At 59.5% G+C, this 19,982-nt stretch carries 15 protein-coding genes, 1 tRNA gene and 2 pseudogenes; 6 read left to right on the forward strand and 12 right to left on the reverse strand.

Translation table 11 applies throughout. The features are described from left to right. Window positions 1-34 precede the first annotated feature (34 nt). From MUN84_RS06835 to MUN84_RS06870, 8 genes and pseudogenes are all read right to left on the reverse strand, one after another. The gene (locus MUN84_RS06835; protein ID WP_244697202.1) at window positions 35-1,603 is read right to left on the reverse strand and encodes a TonB-dependent receptor; all 1,569 of its coding nucleotides are present in this window, start codon (window positions 1,601-1,603) and stop codon (window positions 35-37) included. Between the two features lie 459 nt (window positions 1,604-2,062). Then, a complete protein-coding gene (locus MUN84_RS06840; protein ID WP_244697203.1) occupies window positions 2,063-4,525 on the reverse strand; it encodes a TonB-dependent receptor plug domain-containing protein in 2,463 nt (820 codons plus the stop codon). After that, window positions 4,495-4,806: a carboxypeptidase-like regulatory domain-containing protein gene (locus tag MUN84_RS06845; protein WP_244697204.1), complete on the reverse strand. Its 312-nt coding sequence runs from the start codon at window positions 4,804-4,806 to the stop codon at window positions 4,495-4,497. Before MUN84_RS06845 ends, MUN84_RS06840 begins: the two co-directional genes overlap by 31 nt. 707 nt (window positions 4,807-5,513) lie before the next feature. After that, window positions 5,514-6,058 (reverse strand): annotated as a pseudogene (locus tag MUN84_RS06850) (MBL fold metallo-hydrolase). Between the two features lie 8 nt (window positions 6,059-6,066). Then, complete coding sequence (locus MUN84_RS06855; RefSeq protein ID WP_244697205.1) at window positions 6,067-6,411, reverse strand: hypothetical protein; 345 nt, start codon at window positions 6,409-6,411, stop codon at window positions 6,067-6,069. A 129-nt stretch (window positions 6,412-6,540) separates the two neighbouring features. After that, window positions 6,541-7,068 carry an SGNH/GDSL hydrolase family protein gene (locus MUN84_RS06860; protein ID WP_317239141.1) on the reverse strand — a complete coding sequence of 176 codons (528 nt, stop codon included), beginning with the start codon at window positions 7,066-7,068 and terminating at the stop codon, window positions 6,541-6,543. A 353-nt stretch (window positions 7,069-7,421) separates the two neighbouring features. Continuing rightward, a complete protein-coding gene (locus MUN84_RS06865; protein ID WP_244697206.1) occupies window positions 7,422-7,949 on the reverse strand; it encodes a hypothetical protein in 528 nt (175 codons plus the stop codon). After that, a pseudogene (locus tag MUN84_RS06870) lies at window positions 7,949-9,087 on the reverse strand (cystathionine gamma-synthase). The gene MUN84_RS06865 and the pseudogene MUN84_RS06870 overlap by 1 nt, the downstream one beginning before the upstream one ends. A 212-nt stretch (window positions 9,088-9,299) precedes the next feature. Here MUN84_RS06870 and MUN84_RS06875 point away from each other — a divergent pair. Both MUN84_RS06875 and MUN84_RS06880 read left to right on the forward strand, forming a co-directional pair. Continuing rightward, window positions 9,300-11,033: a DUF2167 domain-containing protein gene (locus MUN84_RS06875; protein WP_244697207.1), complete on the forward strand. Its 1,734-nt coding sequence runs from the start codon at window positions 9,300-9,302 to the stop codon at window positions 11,031-11,033. A gap of 131 nt (window positions 11,034-11,164) precedes the next feature. After that, a tRNA-Arg gene (locus MUN84_RS06880) sits at window positions 11,165-11,241 on the forward strand. Between the two features lie 328 nt (window positions 11,242-11,569). Here the strand turns inward: MUN84_RS06880 and MUN84_RS06885 are convergent. From MUN84_RS06885 to MUN84_RS06895, 3 genes are all read right to left on the reverse strand, one after another. Beyond that, the gene (locus tag MUN84_RS06885) at window positions 11,570-12,856 is read right to left on the reverse strand and encodes a T9SS C-terminal target domain-containing protein (RefSeq protein ID WP_244697208.1); all 1,287 of its coding nucleotides are present in this window, start codon (window positions 12,854-12,856) and stop codon (window positions 11,570-11,572) included. Window positions 12,857-12,939: 83 nt separating this feature from the next. Then, on the reverse strand, window positions 12,940-13,089 hold the full coding sequence (locus tag MUN84_RS06890) for a hypothetical protein (RefSeq protein ID WP_244697209.1): 150 nt from the start codon (window positions 13,087-13,089) through the stop codon (window positions 12,940-12,942). 48 nt (window positions 13,090-13,137) lie between these two features. Then, window positions 13,138-15,993, reverse strand: coding sequence for a TonB-dependent receptor (locus tag MUN84_RS06895; RefSeq protein WP_244697210.1), 2,856 nt, complete (start codon window positions 15,991-15,993; stop codon window positions 13,138-13,140). A 476-nt stretch (window positions 15,994-16,469) separates the two neighbouring features. Between MUN84_RS06895 and MUN84_RS06900 the strand changes: the two genes are divergently transcribed. From MUN84_RS06900 to MUN84_RS06915, 4 genes are all read left to right on the forward strand, one after another. Next, window positions 16,470-16,889: a hypothetical protein gene (locus MUN84_RS06900; protein WP_244697211.1), complete on the forward strand. Its 420-nt coding sequence runs from the start codon at window positions 16,470-16,472 to the stop codon at window positions 16,887-16,889. A 134-nt stretch (window positions 16,890-17,023) separates the two neighbouring features. Then, a complete protein-coding gene (locus MUN84_RS06905) occupies window positions 17,024-18,037 on the forward strand; it encodes an NAD(P)/FAD-dependent oxidoreductase (RefSeq protein WP_244697212.1) in 1,014 nt (337 codons plus the stop codon). Window positions 18,038-18,210: 173 nt separating this feature from the next. After that, window positions 18,211-18,465: a 2Fe-2S iron-sulfur cluster-binding protein gene (locus MUN84_RS06910; RefSeq protein WP_244697213.1), complete on the forward strand. Its 255-nt coding sequence runs from the start codon at window positions 18,211-18,213 to the stop codon at window positions 18,463-18,465. A gap of 163 nt (window positions 18,466-18,628) precedes the next feature. Then, complete coding sequence (locus tag MUN84_RS06915; RefSeq protein ID WP_244697214.1) at window positions 18,629-19,486, forward strand: hypothetical protein; 858 nt, start codon at window positions 18,629-18,631, stop codon at window positions 19,484-19,486. Window positions 19,487-19,496: 10 nt separating this feature from the next. Here the strand turns inward: MUN84_RS06915 and MUN84_RS06920 are convergent, their stop codons facing one another. Continuing rightward, the gene (locus tag MUN84_RS06920; RefSeq protein WP_244697215.1) at window positions 19,497-19,940 is read right to left on the reverse strand and encodes a hypothetical protein; all 444 of its coding nucleotides are present in this window, start codon (window positions 19,938-19,940) and stop codon (window positions 19,497-19,499) included. Window positions 19,941-19,982 lie beyond the last annotated feature (42 nt).

Here is a 19,982-nt window from a genome sequence, read left to right on the forward strand (position 1 = left end):
GCCGCCGCGAAGGTGGGCGGCGGACCCGGCGCAATTATGCGGCCGTAGTTTTCGTAGGAGCCTCGTTCACCGGCCTCAATCTGGTAGTTATCGTCGCGGTACTCGGCCCGAAGGCTACGTTCAGGGTGCTCAGCACGGCTACGTTGGTGAAGCGGCGCGTGAAGTTTAGGTTGCTCGTGTTCTGGCGAAAGGCAATGGTACCGGCGTAAAAATTCGTGGGGCTGATGCCCACCGGTAGGGAAGCGTTGAGCGTGTTGCTAATGTCGAAAGCCAGTTCGTTGCGGCCGTAGGTGTTGCTCAGGTCAATGTCGAACCCCAGGGCCCGTGCCCGCAGCCCCACAATAATGGACTGGTCAATGATGGTGGTGTTAATGAAGGGTAGGAAACCGTTGGGGTACAGGGTGGCATCAGTCTGCGTAATTTGGTTGGGCAGGCGGTAAAAGCCAGCGGCCTTGCCCGTGCGCCGCGACGCCCCAGCCGTTACGTAGGCCTCCAGCCCAACGGCGGGCACCAAGGTATAGCCAAAATTCAGGAAGCCGCCGTAGGTGCGAGCCTCCGACTGACCCAGGCGCAGGTTGCGCCGGTCGTAGCCGCGCTGGGCTACCAGGGCGTCGTCCTGGGCTTTTAGGTCACGGCGCAGTTGCTCGGTGTTGGCGCTGGCGGGGAAGGTGCCGCTGTTGCCGCCCAAGTAAATCAACGGAGCCGTATCTACGCCGCTACGGTTGGTATAGCCCCGGTTGCTAAACTGCCCGCTCAAATCCAGGTACCCGCGCCCGTTCAGGCCCACGCCCACGTTGGCATCGGCTTGGTACAGGCGCCCGTCGCCCTCGTAGGTCTGGCCCACGGTGCTGCTGGCCTGCACGCCGGTCGTGTCGTCCTTGAGCTGGATGTTGATAACGCCGGCAATGGCATCGGAGCCGTATTGGGCGGCGGCCCCGTCGCGCAGGACCTCAATGCGCTTGATGGACGCATTCGGAATTGTATTGAGGTCAGTTCCTACCGAGCCGCGGCCCACGGTACCGTTGATGTTCACCAGGGCCGAGGAGTGGCGGCGTTTGCCATTCACCAGCACCAGTACTTGGTCGGGGCCTAAGCCGCGCAGGGAGGCTGGGTCCACGTGGTCGGTGCCATCGGAAATTGCCTGCCTGGACGACTGAAACGAGGGCGCGATGTAGGTCAGGATCTGCGAGACGTCGGTTTGGGCAAACACCTTGATTTCGCGGGCCGAAATAACGTCGACGGGCGAGGTAGTCAGCACGTTGGAACGGCCTTCGGTAGCGCGTGAGCCGGTTACGACTACCTCGTTCAAATCGGTGGCGGCATCCTGCAGGCGCACCTCCAGGGTAGTGCGGCCATTGAGTGGAATCTGCTGGGTAGCCGAGCCTATGGCCGAGACAACCAAGGTAGCAGTAGGCGACACGGAAAGCTCGAAACGGCCGTTGCCATCGGTGCTGGTGCCGTTGTTGGTGCCGCGTTCCAGCACGGTTACGCCCGGCTGGCTCTGGCCGGCGGCATTGGTCACGCGCCCCGTAACGGTGACGTTCTGGGCTTGCGCCTGGCTTACCAGGGCAATAGCAACGGCGGGCAGGAGAAGTCTCTTCATACAATCTGAGGTAAGAGGCGTTAGGCAGTAGGTGACTTGCAGAATCTCCCGGCGCAGCAGACTACAATTGAGTCAATATAATCATGGAATGGTAATACACAACACTAGAGTTGTTCAGCTCTGCAGGCAAGGGGCCGCCAACCCAAGTCTATTGGGTTCAGCATCTTATATCCGTTATTTCTGTTGAGCCTGCTCAATTAGCTATCAGACGCGGCAAATCTGCTCTTCCAGGTCATAGCCCCTTGTCATTCTGAGGCGTACCTGCTGTCATTCCGAGCGAGGCGAGGAATCTGGGTTGTTCGTTAGCAACTAGCTCAGATTCCTCGCTTCACTCGGAATGACAAGCAGCATTGTACTAGCTGGCTAGGTGTGGGCGTAGAGCAGACGAACTAGCCTAATAACACAAAAAGCCGCTCAGATCTTATCTGAGCGGCTTTTCTATAACAAGGCGATCAGCGCTTAAAACGACACATTCAGGCGGCCAAAGTAAAAGGCGCCGCTGTAGCCGAACTGGTTGGAGCTGTAAGGGAAGCGGCCCCGGTTGGTGGCATCCAGTGTGGAGTAGGTTAGGCTTTGCTCGTTGTTGTTGGGGTCCTGGTAGAGGCGGTCGGGGTAAACGTTGAAGAGGTTGTTTGCCCCAATGCTCACGCCCACATTCTTGTGCACTTGGGCGCTGAGTACGAGGTCCGTTACCCACTTGGCCGCGAACGTCTGGTCGATGTAGGAACGGTCGGGGTTGGCGTCCTTGGTTTGGATTTCCCCGAAACGCACCGTGCGCAGGTTCACGCTGAAAATCCGGTAGCCGTAGTCGGCGCTGAGATTGATTTTGCTGCGGGGCTGGCCGTTTTCAAGGCGGGCGCGCTGAGCCCGGTCGAAGAGGGTGTTTTGCAGGCTGGGGTTGGCATCAATGAAGGGCGAGCTGTTGAAGCTGCGCACCGTGGTTTCGTTAAAGTTAGCCGCTGCCGTCAGGGTCAGGCGGCTGTCAACGCCTAGCTGCAACCGCTCATTGGCTACCACATCTAGGCCCCGGGTACGGGTGTTCACGGCGTTGGCGAAGAACTGGATGCCTTGCACCGGCAGCGTGCCAAGAATGGTATTCACGGCTGCATTGCCGCGGTTGAACTGGCTGCTAAGCACAATTCGGTCGTCAATGTCAATCTGGTAGGCATCCACGGTGAGCGTAATCGTGCGGAGTACGCGCGCCGTCAGGCCCAGGCTGTAGTTCTTCGACTTTTCCTGCTTCAGGGAGCCAATGCCGAAGGCCCGGGTTAGGGGGTCGTCGTTGTTGGTGGTGAGCACCTCGCGCAGCTCTCCGCTGGTAAACTGGGTGCTGGAGTTGGTAAAGTAGCGCTGCTGCAAGGAGGGCGCCCGGAAGCCGTTGCCCAGGTTGCCGCGCACGGCCAGATCGGGCAGCAGGCTGTAGCGGGCGGCTAGCTTGCCACTCACGTTGTTGCCAAAATCGGAGTACCGTTCGGCCCTACCTGCCACGCTTACCAGCAGCTTTTCCGTGATGTCACTTTCCAAATCCAGGTAGCCAGCCACGTTGGTACGGGTGCGGTTGGTAGCGTCCTGGGGTTTGTAGCCGGGGAAGCCCTGGGCTCCGAAGGCAGCGCGGGCCCCGTTCACGGTACGGGTGCCGGCCAGGTAGGAGCCTTCCTCACCGGCCTCAATCTCAAATATATCCGTCCGGAATTCACCCCCGAAAGCCACGTTCAACGTGCTCAGGGCGGGCACGCTAGTAAACTTGCGCGAGAAGCCCAAGTTCACGGTGTTCTGCTGAAATGTGAGCGTGCCGGCGTAGAACGCCGTGGGGCTAGTGCCCTGAGGCAAAGAAGCGTTCAGCGTATTCGTGACGTCGTAGCGGAGGCTATTACGGCCGTACGTATTGCTCAGATCGGCGGCGAAGCCTAGCACCGTGCCGCGCACCCCCGTAATCAAGGAGGCGTCATCGACGGTGCTGTTAATGAAGGGCAGGTAGCCGTTCGGGTAGATGGTCAGGTCGCTTTGGGTAGCTTGGTTGGGTAAGCGGTAAAGAGCGCCGGCCCGGCCGGTGCGGCGGGTTAGGCCGCCCGTCACGTAAGCTTCCAGCCCCAGGCTCGGGGCCAAAGTATAGGCCGCGTTCAGGAAGCCCCCGTAGGTCCGGACGTCGGAGCTACCCACCCGGATGTTGCGGCGGTTGAAGCCGCGCTCGGCTACCAGGGCATCGTCCTGAGCTTTCAACTCCCGCTTTTGCTGGTCGGTGAGGCCGCTGGGGTAGTTGCCGCCGCTGCCTAGGTAAATTAGTGGGGCCGTATCGGGGCGGCTGCGGTCTACGAAGCTACGGTTACTGAACTGCCCGCTCACGTTCACAAAGCCCCGGCGTCCGAGCCCAAAGCCGGCATTGGCATCAGCCTGCACCAATTCCCCGTCGCCTTCCACTGTCTGGCCCACGGTGCTGCTGGCAAACACGCCGGTGGTGTCGTCCTTAAGTTGGATGTTGATAACGCCGGCAATGGCATCGGAGCCGTACTGAGCCGCCGCGCCTTCGCGTAGCACCTCAATGCGTTTGATGGCTGCGGGCGGAATAACATTCATATCAGTGCCCACGGAGCCCCGACCGGGCGTGCCGTTAATGTTCACCAGGGCCGAGGTATGGCGGCGCTTGCCGTTCACCAGCACCAACACCTGGTCGGGGCCTAAGCCGCGTAGGGTAGCGGGGTCCACGAAGTCGGTGCCATCGGTTACGGTCTGGCGGCTGCTCTGGAAGGAAGGGGCAATGTAAGTCAGAATCTGGGTGACGTCCGTCTGGGCGTAGGCCTTGATTTCGCGGGCCGAAATAACGTCGACGGGCGAGGTAGTCAGGATATTAGACCGGCCCTCCGTGGCGCGCGAGCCAGTGACTACCACCTCATTCAGGGCCGTTTCATTGTCCGTAAGGCGCACGTCCAGGCTGGTCCGACCGTTGAGGGGAGTTGCTGGGTAGTGGAACCGATGGCGGAGAAAACCAGGGTGGCCGTGGGTGCTACCTCCAGGCGGTAGCGGCCGTCGGCGTCGGTGCTGGTGCCGTTGGTGGTGCCACGCTCCAGCACCGTTACGCCCGGCTGGCCCTGCCCGGCAGCATTGGTTACGCGCCCCGATACGGACACGTTCTGGGCCACAGCAGCCAAGCTGGTCAGCGACAATGCCGCAACCAACCCGATTCGGCTTGGGAAAAGAGAATTCATAAGAAACGGAAAAAGAAACATACGGCCAGTCATCAGCGCCCATTCAGGGACCGTGGCCGGTTCAACTCACGAAAGGGACAGGTTTTCCTCCATCAACACGGAGCCAGCACGCGCGTGAGGCAGCCAGTGAAACCAACGGCCTCTTTGCCGCATACGCAACCTGAGGGCCAGGGCCGGTAGCGTTCAGCTCAAACAGCAAGCAACAGGAGGAATGAAAAACGGGCAGCTACTAGCCCAGGGGCCGCTCATACGCAGCCATGCACTTTACTTACAACAGCAACAGCAACCTGCGCCCCGGCTGCCACCACAGCAGCGGGCAAGCAAGACATATGCACTAAAACGCCAGTTGGATTCAACCGGCGGACCTGCCAAGCAGAAGCGGCTGAGAAGTAATTTTTCACGCGGCAATGGTAAAAGACGCAGCCCGAATTACTCCTTCGGGCTGCAAGTGCGGTTACTACAAGCAGCCAGCGGTTTTGTTTGCGCCTCCCCTCTTATTTAGGTTACTACTTGCTTAGTGTGTGAAAAGCAGCGCAACAGAACATCATGCGAAGCTGGAGGCGAGGCAGTTAGTGGGTTCTGTTGCTAGCGTGAGTCAGCCTGCTTAACCAGAGCCCATTACGCCTACCGATAGGCCTGCCACCACTGCCCAGGCAGTGGCCCGGCGGCTACTTCTACGCGCTGTCCGGGAGCGGGTAGTAGCAGCTTCACGGCGGGGCAGCGGCGGCTACGAGGCGGTCGGCGGGTTGGTACCAGCTGTGAAAAGCCAGGTTGAACGTGGCCCAGTGCAGGGGCAGCAGGGCCCCGCCGCCCAAGGCTTGGTGTGCTACCAGCGCCTCATCGGGGCCCATGTGAATATCGGCCCATTGGGCATCGGCAGCGCCAATTTCGAGCATCACCAAGTCGAAAGGTCCGTAGGCGGCACCTATTTCCCGGAAGCCCGATTCGTAGGGCCCGGAGTCGCCGCCGAAAAAGGCGCGGTGCGTGGGCCCGAGCAGGCACCAGGAGGCCCAGAGCGTATTGTCGCGGGTGAGGCGGCCGGTGAAGTGCCGGGCGGGCGTGGCAACCAGCGTGTGGGTCTCTCCTACCTGAACTTCCTGCCACCAGTCTAGCTCGGTTATCTGGGCGGCGGGTACGCCCCAGCGGCGCAGGTGGGCGCCTACCCCAGTGGGCAGTAGAAGTGCACGCCGGTTGGAGCCAGCGTTCGAATGGCGTCTTTGTCGAGGTGGTCGTAGTGGTCGTGGGAGAGAATAACGCCGTCTAGTTGGGCAGTTCAGCCAGTGGTAGCGGCGGGGCGAAAAAGCGCTTGGGCCCCAGGGCTACCGGCGAGGCCCGCAGCCGCCACACTGGGTCAGTCAGAAACCGCTTGCCATCAACTTCCAGCAGGGTGCTCGAATGCCCGAACCAGGTAACGCGGAGGGCGGTGGTGGGTACGGGCTCCTGCAAAACGGCCGCATCGGTGCGGAAGGGGCCCAGGGGCCGGCGGGGCTCCCGCTCTTCCTTGCCCAGCAGCCAGCGGCGCAATAGGCGCCCGTAGTTCATGGCCATGCTGGTGGGCACGGTGTTCAGGTACTTTTTGCCGGTAAAGCGGGAAGGTGTTTTCATAAAATCAAAGGCCCGATAGGCAAGCCTGTCCCCGCTGACGGGGCCGCGCAGCTTTTACCTTATGGGGCCGCAAAAAGGGGTAGCTTCTGCCGGCTCCCTTCTCTGCCACCTACCCCGTGCCGGCTGCCCTTAGAGCAACAGCTGGCGCACCACTGGCCACGCTCGCAGAGCCCATTGTTGCATTTGCTTACCGGAGTAGTGCAGCCCGTCATTGGCAAACTGGGTTGGGTCGCCAGCCGCCGCCCGGGTCAGGTCGGTAATATCAACGAAAGTCACGCCAGCCTGGGTGCACTCCTGCCGGGCTACAGCGTTGTACTGGTCAATTTCGGAGGCAATCCGGGCGTGGTCTAGGCGGCGGGCGTAGGGCGACTGGCCCCAGTCCGGGATGGACAGCACCACCACCCGGCCTGGGCGGCCGCCGGCAAAGCGCGTGGCCGTTTGCAGCAATTCCCGAAACTCGGCGCGGTAGGTAGTCAGCGGCAGGCCCTGATACTGGTTGTTCACGCCAATAAGCAAGGAAACTAGCTCGTAGGTGCGCGTAGTATTGCTGGCCCGAATGGCCTGAAGCAGTTGGGCAGTGGTCCAGCCCGTTTGGGCAATGATGTCGGGGGCTGAATCCCGACCGTCTGGCCCTGGCGGGCGAGCTGGACGCTCCACCGGTCGGCCTCCCCTACCCCCTCGCCAATGGTGTAAGAGTCGCCGAGGGCCAGGTAGCTGATGGGGGCGCTGTTGGGGGCTGGCGCAGTAGGCACGGAAGGCCGCGGAGCCGGATCTGAGGTGGGCTGGGTGCAGCTGAACCCCAGCAGCAGGAAGAGAAAAGGGAGAATCCGCATCAGGAAAGCAGGCAGATAGAAAACGTGAGCCAGGATGTACGCCATTTCCATTGCGGCAGATTGCCACCGGCGTTTGCCTACCCCCAGTTTGTCGGCTAACCTGGGGCCGCGCCTACCCCACCCCAAACACGAACGCCCGGCCATAAGACCGGGCGTTCAAAACAAGGTAATTTTCTGCTACCACACAGCTTTTAGGGCTTCTTCCAGCTGCGTGAAGGCGCTAAAATTGACTTTGCCCCGGTCATAGCGAAGCGTGGCTTGGGGCACGGCCCGGGCCAGGGCTTCCACCTGCCGAAAGGCGGTTTTGGCAGGGGCGTTTTCCAGGCCCAGGAACTGCGCCGGAAACGCAGTAGCATTGCCGCGTCCGGGCCCTTCCAACGTAAACAGACCCGTCAGTTTCCAGCCGCCTGCCACGCGCACAGCCCGCAGCTTCAGCTGTTCCTCCGGGCGCTGGGCGGGCACTACCACCTTGGTTGTCAGCAAGCCGCGGGAAGCGTCCAGACTGTCGATGATAAACCCGCGGGAGGCTACATGCTGCCGTAGCCGCGTCAGTACGGAGTCAGGCGGAGCAGAAGTGTAGGCCAAAATGATATTGGCCCGGCTAAACGGCGCGCCGGCCGGCTTCGGAGCCTGCTGCTGAGCCACGGCCGCACCAGCTGAGCCCAGCAGCAGGCCTACCCCAAGAAGTATCTTGCCTGCCTGCACTACCCAATGGCCTGCTGCAGGTCTTCCAGCAGATCCTCAGCATCCTCAATGCCCACGCTCAACCGAATCAGCGAGTCAGAGAGGCCAGCCTTGCGGCGCTCCTCGGCGGGAATGCTGGCGTGGGTCATGGTGGCGGGGTGGCCCGAAAGGCTTTCCACGCCGCCCAGGCTTTCGGCCAGGGAGAAGAGCTGGAATTTTTCGAGGACTGCAATGGCATCTTCTTTCCGGTCGCCCTGAAGCACGAAGGAAATCATGCCCCCGAAGTCGCGCATCTGCCGGGCGGCCACGGCGTGGTTCGGATGATCCTCGAAGCCGGGCCAGTATACCTTCCCCACTTTGGGGTGGGCCTTGAGAAACTCGGCTACTTTGCGGCCATTCTCACAGTGGCGCTGCATGCGCACGTGCAGGGTTTTGAGGCCGCGCAGCACCAGGAAGCAGTCCTGGGGGCCGGGCGTGCCGCCGCAGGCGTTCTGGTAGAAGCTCAGGCGCTCATGCAGCTCATCATTGTTTACAATCACGGCACCCATCACCGTATCGGAGTGGCCGGCCATGTACTTGGTCAGCGAGTACATCACCATATCGGCGCCCAGCTCCAGCGGAGTTTGCAGGTAGGGCGTCGAGAAGGTGTTATCCACCACGAGCAGGGCCCCGGCCTTTTTGGCTACGGCCGAAGCAGCGGCAATGTCAATGACGTTGAGCAGGGGGTTGGTAGGCGTTTCCACCCAAATTAGCTTGGTGCGCTCCGTCACGGCGGCTTCCACGGCCGTCATATCGTGCATGGGCACAAAGTGGAACTTGATGCCGTAGTTCTGGTACACCTTGGTAAAGAGACGGTAGGAACCACCGTACAGGTCATTGGTGCTGATGACCTCGTCGCCGGGTTGCAGCAGCTTCACGATGCAGTCGATGGCGGCCATGCCGGTAGCGAAAGCCAGGCCGTGCTTGCCGTTGTCGAGGGCCGCCAGCGCATCCTGGAGCTGGGAGCGGGTAGGGTTATGGGTGCGCGAGTACTCGAAACCCTTGTGGTCGCCGGGAGAGCGTTGCACGTAGGTCGAGGTCTGATAAATTGGGGTCATGATGGCCCGGTGGTGGGGTCTGGGTACACACCCGCGTGGATGGCTTTGGTTCCGAATTTCATAGGATGTAGCGTCAGAAGAGGGGTAGGTGATGGGAGCGGCAAAGGTAAAAAAACAGGCCTCTTTCCCACGTGGCCCCTACAACAGCTAACACGATTAAGTAGCTCGCTTTTCGCCAATTTATTTTTGTGTAGGCAGTGAGAAGCGCGCGGGTTAGCTGGGTATATTCCTATCTTGTCAGCAAAATCTATGTCACCTTTTTCTATTTATACGCTTGAAAAAACTTCTACTTCTTCTGGCTCTGGCCGGAGTACCGGCTGCCAGCTTTGCGGCTGCCTCTACCCCCACCTCTACCGACTCAGCCGCCCGCTACCAGGCCAAGGTTGATTCCCTGCAGGCCACGCTCCATTACCAGACGGGGCGCATCACACTACCCGAGAGCGTAGGCGAAATCACGCTGCCCGCTGGCTTCCGCTACCTCGATGCCGCGCAAAGCACGCAGGTGCTCACCAAGTTCTGGGGCAACCCCAACGGCGAGTCCTTGGGCATGATCTTTCCCGACAGCAAAGGCCCCCTGGATGCCGGCAGCTGGGCTTTCGTAGTCGAATACGAGAAGATGGGCTACGTGAAAGACGATGACGCCCAGGACATTGATTACGATGACTTGCTCAAGGACATGCAGGCTGACACCGAGGAAGCCAACCAAGAGCGCGCCGATGCTGGCTACGAGCCCGTTACGTTAGTAGGCTGGGCCGCCAAGCCTTATTATGATAAGAGCCTGAACGTGCTGCACTGGGCCAAGGAGCTGAAGTTTGGGCAAGCCATGGAAAACACGCTCAACTACAACGTGCGCCTGTTGGGCCGCAAGGGCGTACTAAACCTGAACGCAGTAGGCTCGGTGAGTCAGCTTGCTGAGGTGCGCCAAACTATTCCAGCCGTCATCACCAGCATTTCCTTTAGCAAAGGCCTGCAATACGCCGACTTTAACCCCGAGTTGGACGAGGTGGCAGCCTACGGCATTGGCGGGCTGGTAGCAGGCAAGGTGCTGGCCAAAGTAGGTTTCTTCGCCCTGCTTCTTAAGTTCTGGAAAATTGGCTTGGCCCTGCTGGCTGGCGCCTGGACGGCCATCCGCCGCTTCTTCGGAGCTAAAGGCACGGAGGAGCCTGCCCTGGCCGGGGCCCTACCCCCAACACCGATCCGGAAGCGTAGCCTTCCGAGCCATTCTTACGTTCTTACCTTCGGGCCGGCCACGTGTGCGCCGGCCCGTTTGTTTTTGTTGCCTATGGCTTTCCTGAAAGAGCTTTTCCACCAGAATACGTCCACCCTGGTTTCCCTTTTTCTGCTGGCGGTGCTGCCACTGGTCGGCGACAGTGCCTTGGCCTGGGGCCTGCACGAAAACGCTGAGTGGTTGCGCAACCCCTCCACGCTGCAAATGCTGCTTTACTTCGTGGTAGTGGCCTTCACCATGACGTTTGCTCTCACGCACACCACGGTGGTCGTGCTGGTTACGGCCTTTTACTTTGGTTGGGCCGGCTTTGCTGGCATGTTGCTGACCTACGTGTTGGCGGCCCTGTTCGGGCACATGCTGGCTACCTCCCTCGACAAAGGCAAGCTCATTGGGCTGCTGGAGAAATTCCCGAAGGCCCACGCCATCATGCACGAACTGCGAGCTGACAGTTGGCGCCTAGTGTTGCTTACGCGCCTTTCCCCCGTGCTGCCTTTTGCCCTTATCACCTTTATTCTGGCCGTGATGGGGGTGCCGCGCCGCCAGTTTCTGACGGCTTCGGTGGTCGGAATGCTGCCGCGCACCTTGTTTTTCTACTGGCTCGGAACGAAAGCCCAGGACGTGCTACTGCTCATTCAGGACCCCGACACGGGCACGGCTGGCAAGGTGCTGGTGGTGGTACTGGTAGCGGTATCCCTGTTCGGGCTATACTTCCTATTTACCCGGGCCCTTAAGCGCGCCCTGGAGCGCGGAGTGAAACACGAGGAAAAAAATTTCAGCTGAAATTCAGCGCCTTGCAGCTGCCAGCCAGGTTTTTCAGGACAAATTTCACCTTCTCATTTGCACCGCCCGCTTTTTCCCCGCTATCTTTGCACAACCAAAACGGAGGAACGCTCCGCTACACGGTAAATAACGGTTGCGTAGCTCAATTGGATAGAGCATCTGACTACGAATCAGAAGGTTTAAGGTTCGACTCCTTACGTGACCACCACACACTTGCAAAACCCCGATTCTACCTTAGAATCGGGGTTTTTCTTTTTTAGTTTGTGACGCAGGGTGCGGTTTTACTTTTCAAACGTTCTAGCTGCACTGCTGGCTATGCGTATCCTCATAAATTGCTGCGTGTGCCTACAAACCTAATCTAGGAGTGAAATAGCGCTAGAAGCAGCAGCAGAAATCAAAGCCGTAGGAGTACAGGAGAAACAGTGGCAGCAGTTGCGCACATTGGGCCCCAGTGCACACTTACCAGAACAGGAAAAGCCGGAACTGACCTCAGTTCCGGCTTTTCTGTTCTAGTAGCAACCAAGCACTTAAGGCACTTAGTAGTCGGTGTTCTGGGGGTCGAAGTTCGTCCAGCCCGTCAGCCAGTTGTCACTGGAAGCGCCAGTGCCAGCGAAGGCGCCCACGTAACTTACTTTGGTGAAGAAGCTATCCGATACTTTGCTGTCCGTGAAGTTGGCAGTTACGCCGTTCGTGGCCACAATGGGCGAGGCGCTACGCGGCAGGAAGCTCGGGGCCGTCAGGTTGAAGGGGTTCAGCAGCTGCACGTTATCAGCAGTGATATAGCGGCGGTTCCCGTTGGCCTTAAGCCAGGTAATTGGCCCGACGGCGCTACCCCAAGCTGAGGAATCGGAGGCCATGACGTTGTTGGTCGTTAGGCTTCCGCCGCCACCCGTGCCGCCAATGTAAATGAGGCTGCGCTGCCCACCGGCAGAGTTGGAGCCCGTGAGGCTGCCGGCCACAATGTTATTTTTGAAGCGTAGGTCGCCGGCCGCGGCGTTGGCGGCTGTCATAGCATTGTCAATCAGCACATTAGTGGGGTAACCCATAATCACTGAGTTCAGGATGCTAATGCTTGAGTTGCGGCGAATGTGGGCGCCCGCCGTGTATTGGGGGCTGTAGCTGCCGCCGCTGGTGTTGATGATGGGCCCCACGGCCGTCACGTTCGTAAATACCGCCGAAGTCTGGGGCTTCGTGGGGTTCGACCGGCTGTCGTTGTCCGACTCAAAGGCCTTCGAGCCCGACTGGTCGGCTTGCAAAGGGTCGCGCAGGGAAACGGCAAACTGCACTTTGCCCGAGAAACCGTTGTCCGTGTCGAAGTCGTCGTCGAAGGTGCGGTGCGACACCAGGTATTTGGCGTTTACAGCGCCGCCAAACCATTCGTAGGCATCGTCGCCGCTGTAGGAAACCTGGATGTGGTCTATGGTCGTGCCGCTACCTACCCCAGCCAGCGTCAGGCCGTTCACTTCATTGTCGGGCGAGAAGGCCACGCCGCCAAATTCAATGCGCACGTATTGCAGCGTACCAGAGTTGTCGGCTTCGTTGGTGCCGCCGTATTTGGTGTCAATGCCTCCTTCTACCACGGGCTGCGAAGTGCCCGTCAGGGTGTTCACCGGCGCGTTGCCGGCTATGATAACGCCACCCCAGTCGCCGTAGTTACGGGCGCCTTTCGGCTGGTTAGAAGTAAAGATAATGGGCTTATCGGCCGTGCCTGCGGCAATCAGCTTGGCGCCGGGCTCCACAATAAGCGCGCCTTTGGTGTCCTTATCCCCTTTAATAATGGTGCCTGCCTCAATGGTCAGGGTAGCGCCGGAACGCACGTACACGAAGCCCTTCAGCAAGTATTTGTTGCTCGCCGACCAGGTGGTATTGGTGGTAATGGACGTGATACCCGTGCCGCCTACCGTTACTACTTGCCCGGTGGGGTAGTGGTGGGTGGCGTGGGGGTGGTGCCGCTGCCGGTTACGTTAGGAGCCGGCGTTGTGTCCTCCTTGCTGCAGGCCGCCAGGCCTACTAACAGCGTGGCAGCCAAAGCCAGAGATACCGTGTTCTTTTTCATACGAAGGGTGAAATGAAACTCGTTGCGGAAAGGCAGAGAAAGGAAACGTTAGGGAAGCGGCGTGAGGGCGCGGGCGCGGGGCTCCAGGTTGAAGCGCAGGCCCAGCGTGTAGTAAGTGCCCCGGCGGTAGCCGGCCAGCGAAGGATCATTCTTCGCCTCATACTTCTTGTCGCGGTTGAAGTCTTGCACCAGGTTTACTTTCTGGTTGAGCACGTCCTGCACCCCGGCGTTCAGAGTCAGGCGGCTGGTGACCGTTTTGGTCAAGGAAAGGTCCACGGTGTGGCGGGGTAGCTCTACCACGTCGGGGTAGTCGTTGCTGCCGGCAAACAGAATGCGGGGGCCGAACACGTTGTAAAGCGCCGTTACCTGCCAGCTGTTGGTGGGCGTCTGGTAGTACAAGCCGCCGTTGAACACGTAGGGCGACTGGCCCTGGAGGGCGCGCTTCTGGTCCCAGGCCACAAAGTTCTCGCCCAAGGATACCTGGCTCTTAATCAGGGAGGCGTTGAATACGGCCGAGAGGTTGCGCAGGCCGGTTGTCCCGAAGGCGTTGTCGAGGAAGTTGAGGCTTTTCTTCAGGTCCAGCTCCAGCCCGTAGGCGTAGGCGCTCGGGGCATTGGCGAAGGTGTAGGCCAGGTTGGTGGTCAGCACCACCGTGTTTTCAATGGGATTATGAAACTTCTTGTAGAAGGCGCCCACGTGAATCAGCTCCCCGCTGGAGGGGTAGAACTCGTAGCGGAAATCCAGGTTGTCGATGGTAGCTACCTTGAGCGGCGTCAGCGGATTCAGGTACAACGAGCCGTAGTTCAGCACGTTGAAGTCGAAGTCGTAGTAGAAGAACGGGGCGGCTTCGCGGAACTCGGGGCGGTTAAGGCTGCGGCCGTAGGAAGCCCGCACCAGGTTTTTCTCGTTGATGCTGTAGCTGAAGTTGGCGGAAGGCAGCACGAAGTTGGTGGTTACCTCCTGCTCCACAGGCTGACCGTTGATGCCCGTAGCAATGGACTGCACGTTCCGCTCGTAGCGGGCACCGGTTACCAGCTTGAGCTTTTCCGTGATGGGGATATTGAAGGAGAGGTAGGCCGCTTCCAGCTCATTAGAGGCGCTGTAGCGGTAAGTCGAGTTCAGGTCTTCGGTCAGGCGGAAGCCGTCGGCGCCAATGTTCTGGGGGTCAAAGATGTTGCCTACGGCCTCACTGCGCAGCCCTTGCAGGCCCGCCGCGTTCAGGGAATAACCAAAGGCCCGGGCCTGGAAATGGCGCTTCCGATACTCTAGGTACGTTCCTGCCCCAATCTCCACGGTCCGCTCCGCTACCTTCACCTGGTGCTTAAGGTTGGCGTTCAGGGTGTAGCTGTGCTCGGAAAGTTTCTGGTACAGGCGGCCGGCGTTGTTCACGTCTACCTGGCCGGCACCCGGAGTTAGCACAGTTTCAGTAGGGGCACCGCCTTCGGTAGTCGAAGGAATCGATTGGTACGACACGCGGCGCAGGTCGGGCTCGTTGCGGTTCGAGTAGCCGTAGCCACCTACCCAATCGAGGGTCGTTTTCTCCTTATTAAAGGTGTGCTGGCCTGCTAACTGGCCGGTGTAGGTGGTGCGGCCTTGGTAGCCGAGCTGGTAGCTGTTACGCACCAGGCGGCCATCGTTGTCGTAGCCCTGGCGGGTGGTTACCTGGTTGCGGCCCTGCTGGTTGAACAGGTTGCGCAGCTCCAGCCGGTCGCCGTTGTCTAGCACCACGTTAAAGTTCTGGATGGCCCCCAGGCGCACGTTGTTCGAAGATTGATCATCCTTGAACTGGTCGGTGCGCTGGCCGGCTCCGTCGAACTGGTTGCGGTCAATCTGGAAGCGGGTAAACGTGTTGGTGTAGTTCACCGACGTGATGCTGCCGATGGTCAGGTTTTTCAGGTTGATCTGGTCCAGATAGGCCGCGTTAAAGCGCACATCCGGCATGGCCTTCATTTTGTAAATCGGGAAGGTGTTCTCGAGCTGTTTGGCGTAGAAATCCCGCTCATACTGTTGGTAGGCAGTGCCCAGGGTAGGGAAGCCGCCCGGCAGCCCCCGCTTCACGGCACCAAACCCGAAGGCGTCGCCGGCCTGCGTTTTGTCGGTGAAAAAGTCCTTACCCGTGGTGCCGTTGCGGTACCCCGAGGAGTAGTTGGCCGTCAATAGGCGCTCATTCTGGGCTGGCTTGCGCAGGTACACTTTTACCAGGCCGCCCGCAAAATCACCGGGCAGTTCCGGCGAGGGGTCTTTAAACACCAGCACCCGATCGAGCAGGGAGCTGGGCACAATGTCGAAGGAAAAGGATTTGCGGTCAGTTTCGGAGCTGGGCGCCGTTACATCATTGAGCCACACGGCGTTGTACCGGTCGCTCAGGCCACGCACCTGAATAAAGCGGTTGTCGACGATGGTTACGCCCGGAATGCGCCGCACAACCTCAGCCGCGTCCCGGTCCTGGGTTTTCACGATTTGCTCCGACGAAACCCCGCTCACGACCACGTTGGCCTGCTTGATTTCCGAGATGACTGAGACTTCCGTGTTGGTGCGGCGCACGCCCGTTACCACTACCTCGCTGAGCTGCTGCTGGTCGGTTTCCAGCTGAGTGTTTACTACGGTCGTTTTGCCGGCCGTCACGGTTACTTTCTGGATGGTTGTGGTTTTGTACGAGACAGACGACACCACCAAGGCGTACTCCCCAACCGGTACTTTTTCCAGCCGGAAGTTGCCATCCACGTCGGTGGGGCCGCCAATGCTGGTTTTATCCAGGTGGACCGTGCCTCCCACTATTCCTTCGCGGGTGGCGGCGTCCTTCACCACCCCTTGAATAGTACCGGTGCTCTGCGCCAGGGCCGTAAACAAGGTACCGCAGCAGAGGAGAAAAACGAGGGTAATCCGGGTAATTGTGTTCTGCATAGTGGCAGCAAAAGTAGACCCACCCTGTTACCCCAATATGCCCCTAGTTTATTGAATTGTTACCTGACTCAGCCGCCCGCAACGCAGCGCTCTAGCGCCCTTTTATATCATATATTTTTGTTTATCAACCGCTTACAATTTTCACTTGCATGGTTAAAAGCCGCGCGACCGAATGCTACCAGCCGCGTCTGCTGGGCTGGCGCGCGAGCCCAAGGAGCTAGCTGAAGGCCCGTTGCGGCGCCCAGCTTCTACCCGCCCGTTGGGGGTAGCCGATCCGTGTGCTTTTCGCTTGTAATAAAGGAGAAGTAAGCTTGCCTGAATACCTACGTTACTGCGCTGGGCCTATTGATTCTTCCGGCCAACCTACCAGCACCAGTGGGGTGCCACGAACCTGAATGTGAATTATCTTTTTATAGAAGGGACTTTTTTGTGAGCTGAGCCGTTTGTCGGTATGCTGCTGCTACCTGCTACTCCTTATGCAACTTGTCGCCTACCGACCTGAATATCGGATTTACCTAGGCCTGCTTCACAACCACGTAGTATATGAGCGGCGTGCTGAGCAAACGCTAGCCCAGGACATGCCCTATTTTTTAGCTGACTGGCAGCGCGTTTTGCAGCAGCTCCGCCCCGGCTTTACCATGCTCTGCGACGTGTCGCGCACGCTGGGGCCCAATGTGCGCCTGCTGCCCCTGTACGTGACGCTGCGAGAGCTGCTTAAAGCAGCCGGACTAGCCGCTATGGCTGAGGTTCACCCCTTCTCGCTTACCATGCAGCCTCTGAGTCGGGCCTTGGGGGAGCGGCTGGCGTTGCCCGTCTTTCGGTTTACGGATCGGGCCGAGGCAGAGCGTTTTTTGCAGGAACACAACGCGCCGGTGACGTCTGGGTTCGTAGCCTAAGCGTGAAGGTGGGTCGGCTGCCGTAGCCTGCCTATCTTTGCGGCCGCGAACGAGGCTCGCCCCAACGTTTTGGGCGGCTAGGTGGTTATACTGCTGCGTTCTGGTCGCCATCTTTTTAATTTCACCTTCTGCTAATGAATTCTGTTTCCACCGATATCTGCATTATCGGAGCTGGCCCGGTGGGGCTGTTTGCCGTATTCGAAGCGGGCCTGCTGAAGCTGCGCTGTCACGTAGTCGACGCCCTACCCCAGGTAGGCGGGCAGCTGTCGGAGATTTATCCCAAGAAGCCCATCTATGATATTCCCGGTTTTCCGGAAGTGCTGGCCGGTGACCTGGTTCAGAACCTGATGCGCCAGATTGAGCCCTTCCACCCTACGTTTACCTTGGGTGAGCGGGTAGAAGGCTACGAAAAGCTGGAGGACGGCTCCTTCCGGGTGACTACCATTGACGGCACCGAAATTCTGTGTAAGGCCATTGCTATTGCTGGCGGCCTGGGCTCCTTTGAGCCGCGCAAGCCGGCCATCGACAGCCTAGCTGATTTTGAGGGTGGCAAGGGCGTGTACTACATGGTGCGCGACCCCGAAACCTTCCGCGACCAGCGCCTAGTTATTGCCGGCGGCGGCGACTCGGCCCTGGACTGGACCATTTTCCTGGCCGACGTGGCCAAGGAAGTGACCCTGGTACACCGCGGCACTACCTTCCGCGGGGCCGCCGACTCGGCCGAGAAAGTAAAGAACCTGCACGAGGCCGGCAAAGTGAAGCTGGTGCTGAGCAGCAACGTAACGCACGTACACGGCAACGGCCAGCTGCACGGCGTCACGATTACGGCCAACGACGGCACGGCTGCGCAGGTAGAGGCCGACTCATTTATTCCGCTGTTCGGCCTCACGCCCAAGCTGGGGCCCATTGGCGAGTGGGGGCTGGAGCTGGAAGATGATGCCGTGAAAGTAAACACCGTGGACTACTCCACTTCCGAGCCCGGCATTTTTGCCATCGGCGACATCAACACGTATCCGGGCAAGCTCAAGCTCATTCTCTGCGGCTTCCACGAGGCTGCCCTGATGTGCCAGGGAGCATTCAAATACATCAATCCCGACAAGAAATACGTACTCAAATACACCACTGTAAACGGGGTACCCACCTTGTAAGGTCAGGAGGGTAAGAGGGTGTGAGGGCAGGAGTTTGCAGCAGCACCTTCTTACTTTTTTTCCCTCACGCCCTCCTACCCTCTTACCCTCACACCCTATAATATGACCGACGAAGTACGCGTGTATGTGGAGGAAGCCCCGGCCAGCGCCGGGAGGTAGTTGCCCCCACCGATATGGGCCTGAGCCTGATGGAAATCATGAAGGCCGATGGCTACGACATTCAGGCTACCTGCGGCGGCATGGCCCTGTGCGGCACCTGCCACGTGGAGGTGCTGGCCGGTCCTGAGCTGCCGGAACCCAGCGACGATGAGCTGGCCATGCTGGAAAGCCTGCCCGTGATGACCCAGGGTAGCCGCCTCTCCTGTCAAATCCGCATTACCCCCCGCCTCGACGGGCTAGTAGTGCGCCTCATGCCCCAAGACGCGTAAGGGGTAGCGGCTAAGCAGCCTGCAAGCAAAAAGCAGAACCCTGCGGTGCTAGCACCGTAGGGTTCTGCTTTTTGCTTGCAGGCTGCTAGGCTGGTCTGGAGAAAAGCTATTATTTAGCCGTTGGTTTACGCATTATACCTGTATCCATATCCTACTCTGAATTATGACCAATTTATTACGTGTCTTGCAGTTAAGCGGGCTTTTGGTGCTGGGCAGTAGTGTAGCCGGCAGCACGGCCTACGCGCAACGCACGCCGGAAATAAGCGGCAGCATAGGCGTTTCGCTTTCCGCCGCCAGCCTCGGCCATTCTACCGCACCAGCGGGCTTTAGTGGCGGGGCCTCTTTTCAGCTGGCCGCTCAGCTCCGGACCATGTTTCCGCTGACTCCGCATCTGGGACTAACTGCTGGCCAGCACATTACCGGGTTGTCCCCTATGCTACAGTACCGCAGCCAGTATGGGCGGCAGGGAACTGGTGTTGGCGCCATGGGCCTGTTGCACACCAGTTTGGGCCTGCAGTACCTGGATATTTTTTCCATAGGGCCGCGCTGGAATATCGACGCTGGCCTTACTGTGGGGTACGCTTATCAGTTACGCCGCAGCTTGGCAACATACAACTGGTTCTTTACGGCCGGAGGCAACACTAACACCTGGCCCGAGCCCGACCAGCCCCTGGTGTTGCTGAACACCCACTTTCCGCGCCGAATGACGCCCCTGGCAGGCGCCTCGCTGCAAGTACACTACACCTTTCCGGGTCGGCAGTTCTTATTGTTCAGCCTAGACTATCAGCGCGGCCTGCTGCCTTTGGTGGAAGTCAGCACCCAACGCTTGGAGTACCTGGATAATACGGGTACCATTCAACAGGGTAACATAACCCTACGGCATCGGGGTTCTTACGTCACGGCCCAGCTGGGGTATGGTCTGCGTTTGGGGCCCCGTGCCATTGGTAAGCAGAAGTACCGGCAATGGCACACGCCGCGCTACAGTCATTCTCTGCCGTCAACTGAGGATGCCGCCGAGTAGTGCCCCTTCGTTAGCGCCGTCGGCGGCTGGTGGTTTTTTTCTTGGCAGTCGACTTTTTGCTCGTTGTTTTTTTGCGCGCCGATGACGAGCGGTGGCTGCTTGTGCTCCGGCGGTGGGAAGATGAGGAAGTGCGCCGGTGGGTTGTGCTGCGGTGATGAACCGCAGCGGGAGCGGCTTTAGCCTCGGTGGTTTCTGCAGGCTTGTCGTCCTCGGTGGCTTCTAGGTTGCGGGCGGTTACTTCCACGGCGGGCTGGTGGGCTCCGGCTTCCTCAGCGGCGGCCCGCAAGGTAGCGGCCTGCTTGCGTCGCACGGGCATCAGAAAATCCCGCTCAGCCCGTTCCCGCGCCGAAAGCTTTTCCTCGCCGGGGAGCTGGGTGGGGGTAGCTGTTTGCGCCTTTTTGTCTCCCTGAGCCCAGGCCGCACCGCTGCTCCAGAGCAGTAGAACGGTAACCATTCCTAGTTTATGCATCAACTTCATCCTTCCTGATAAATAAAC

The organism is Hymenobacter sp. 5516J-16 (assembly GCF_022919335.1).
Taxonomy (GTDB): domain Bacteria; phylum Bacteroidota; class Bacteroidia; order Cytophagales; family Hymenobacteraceae; genus Hymenobacter; species Hymenobacter sublimis.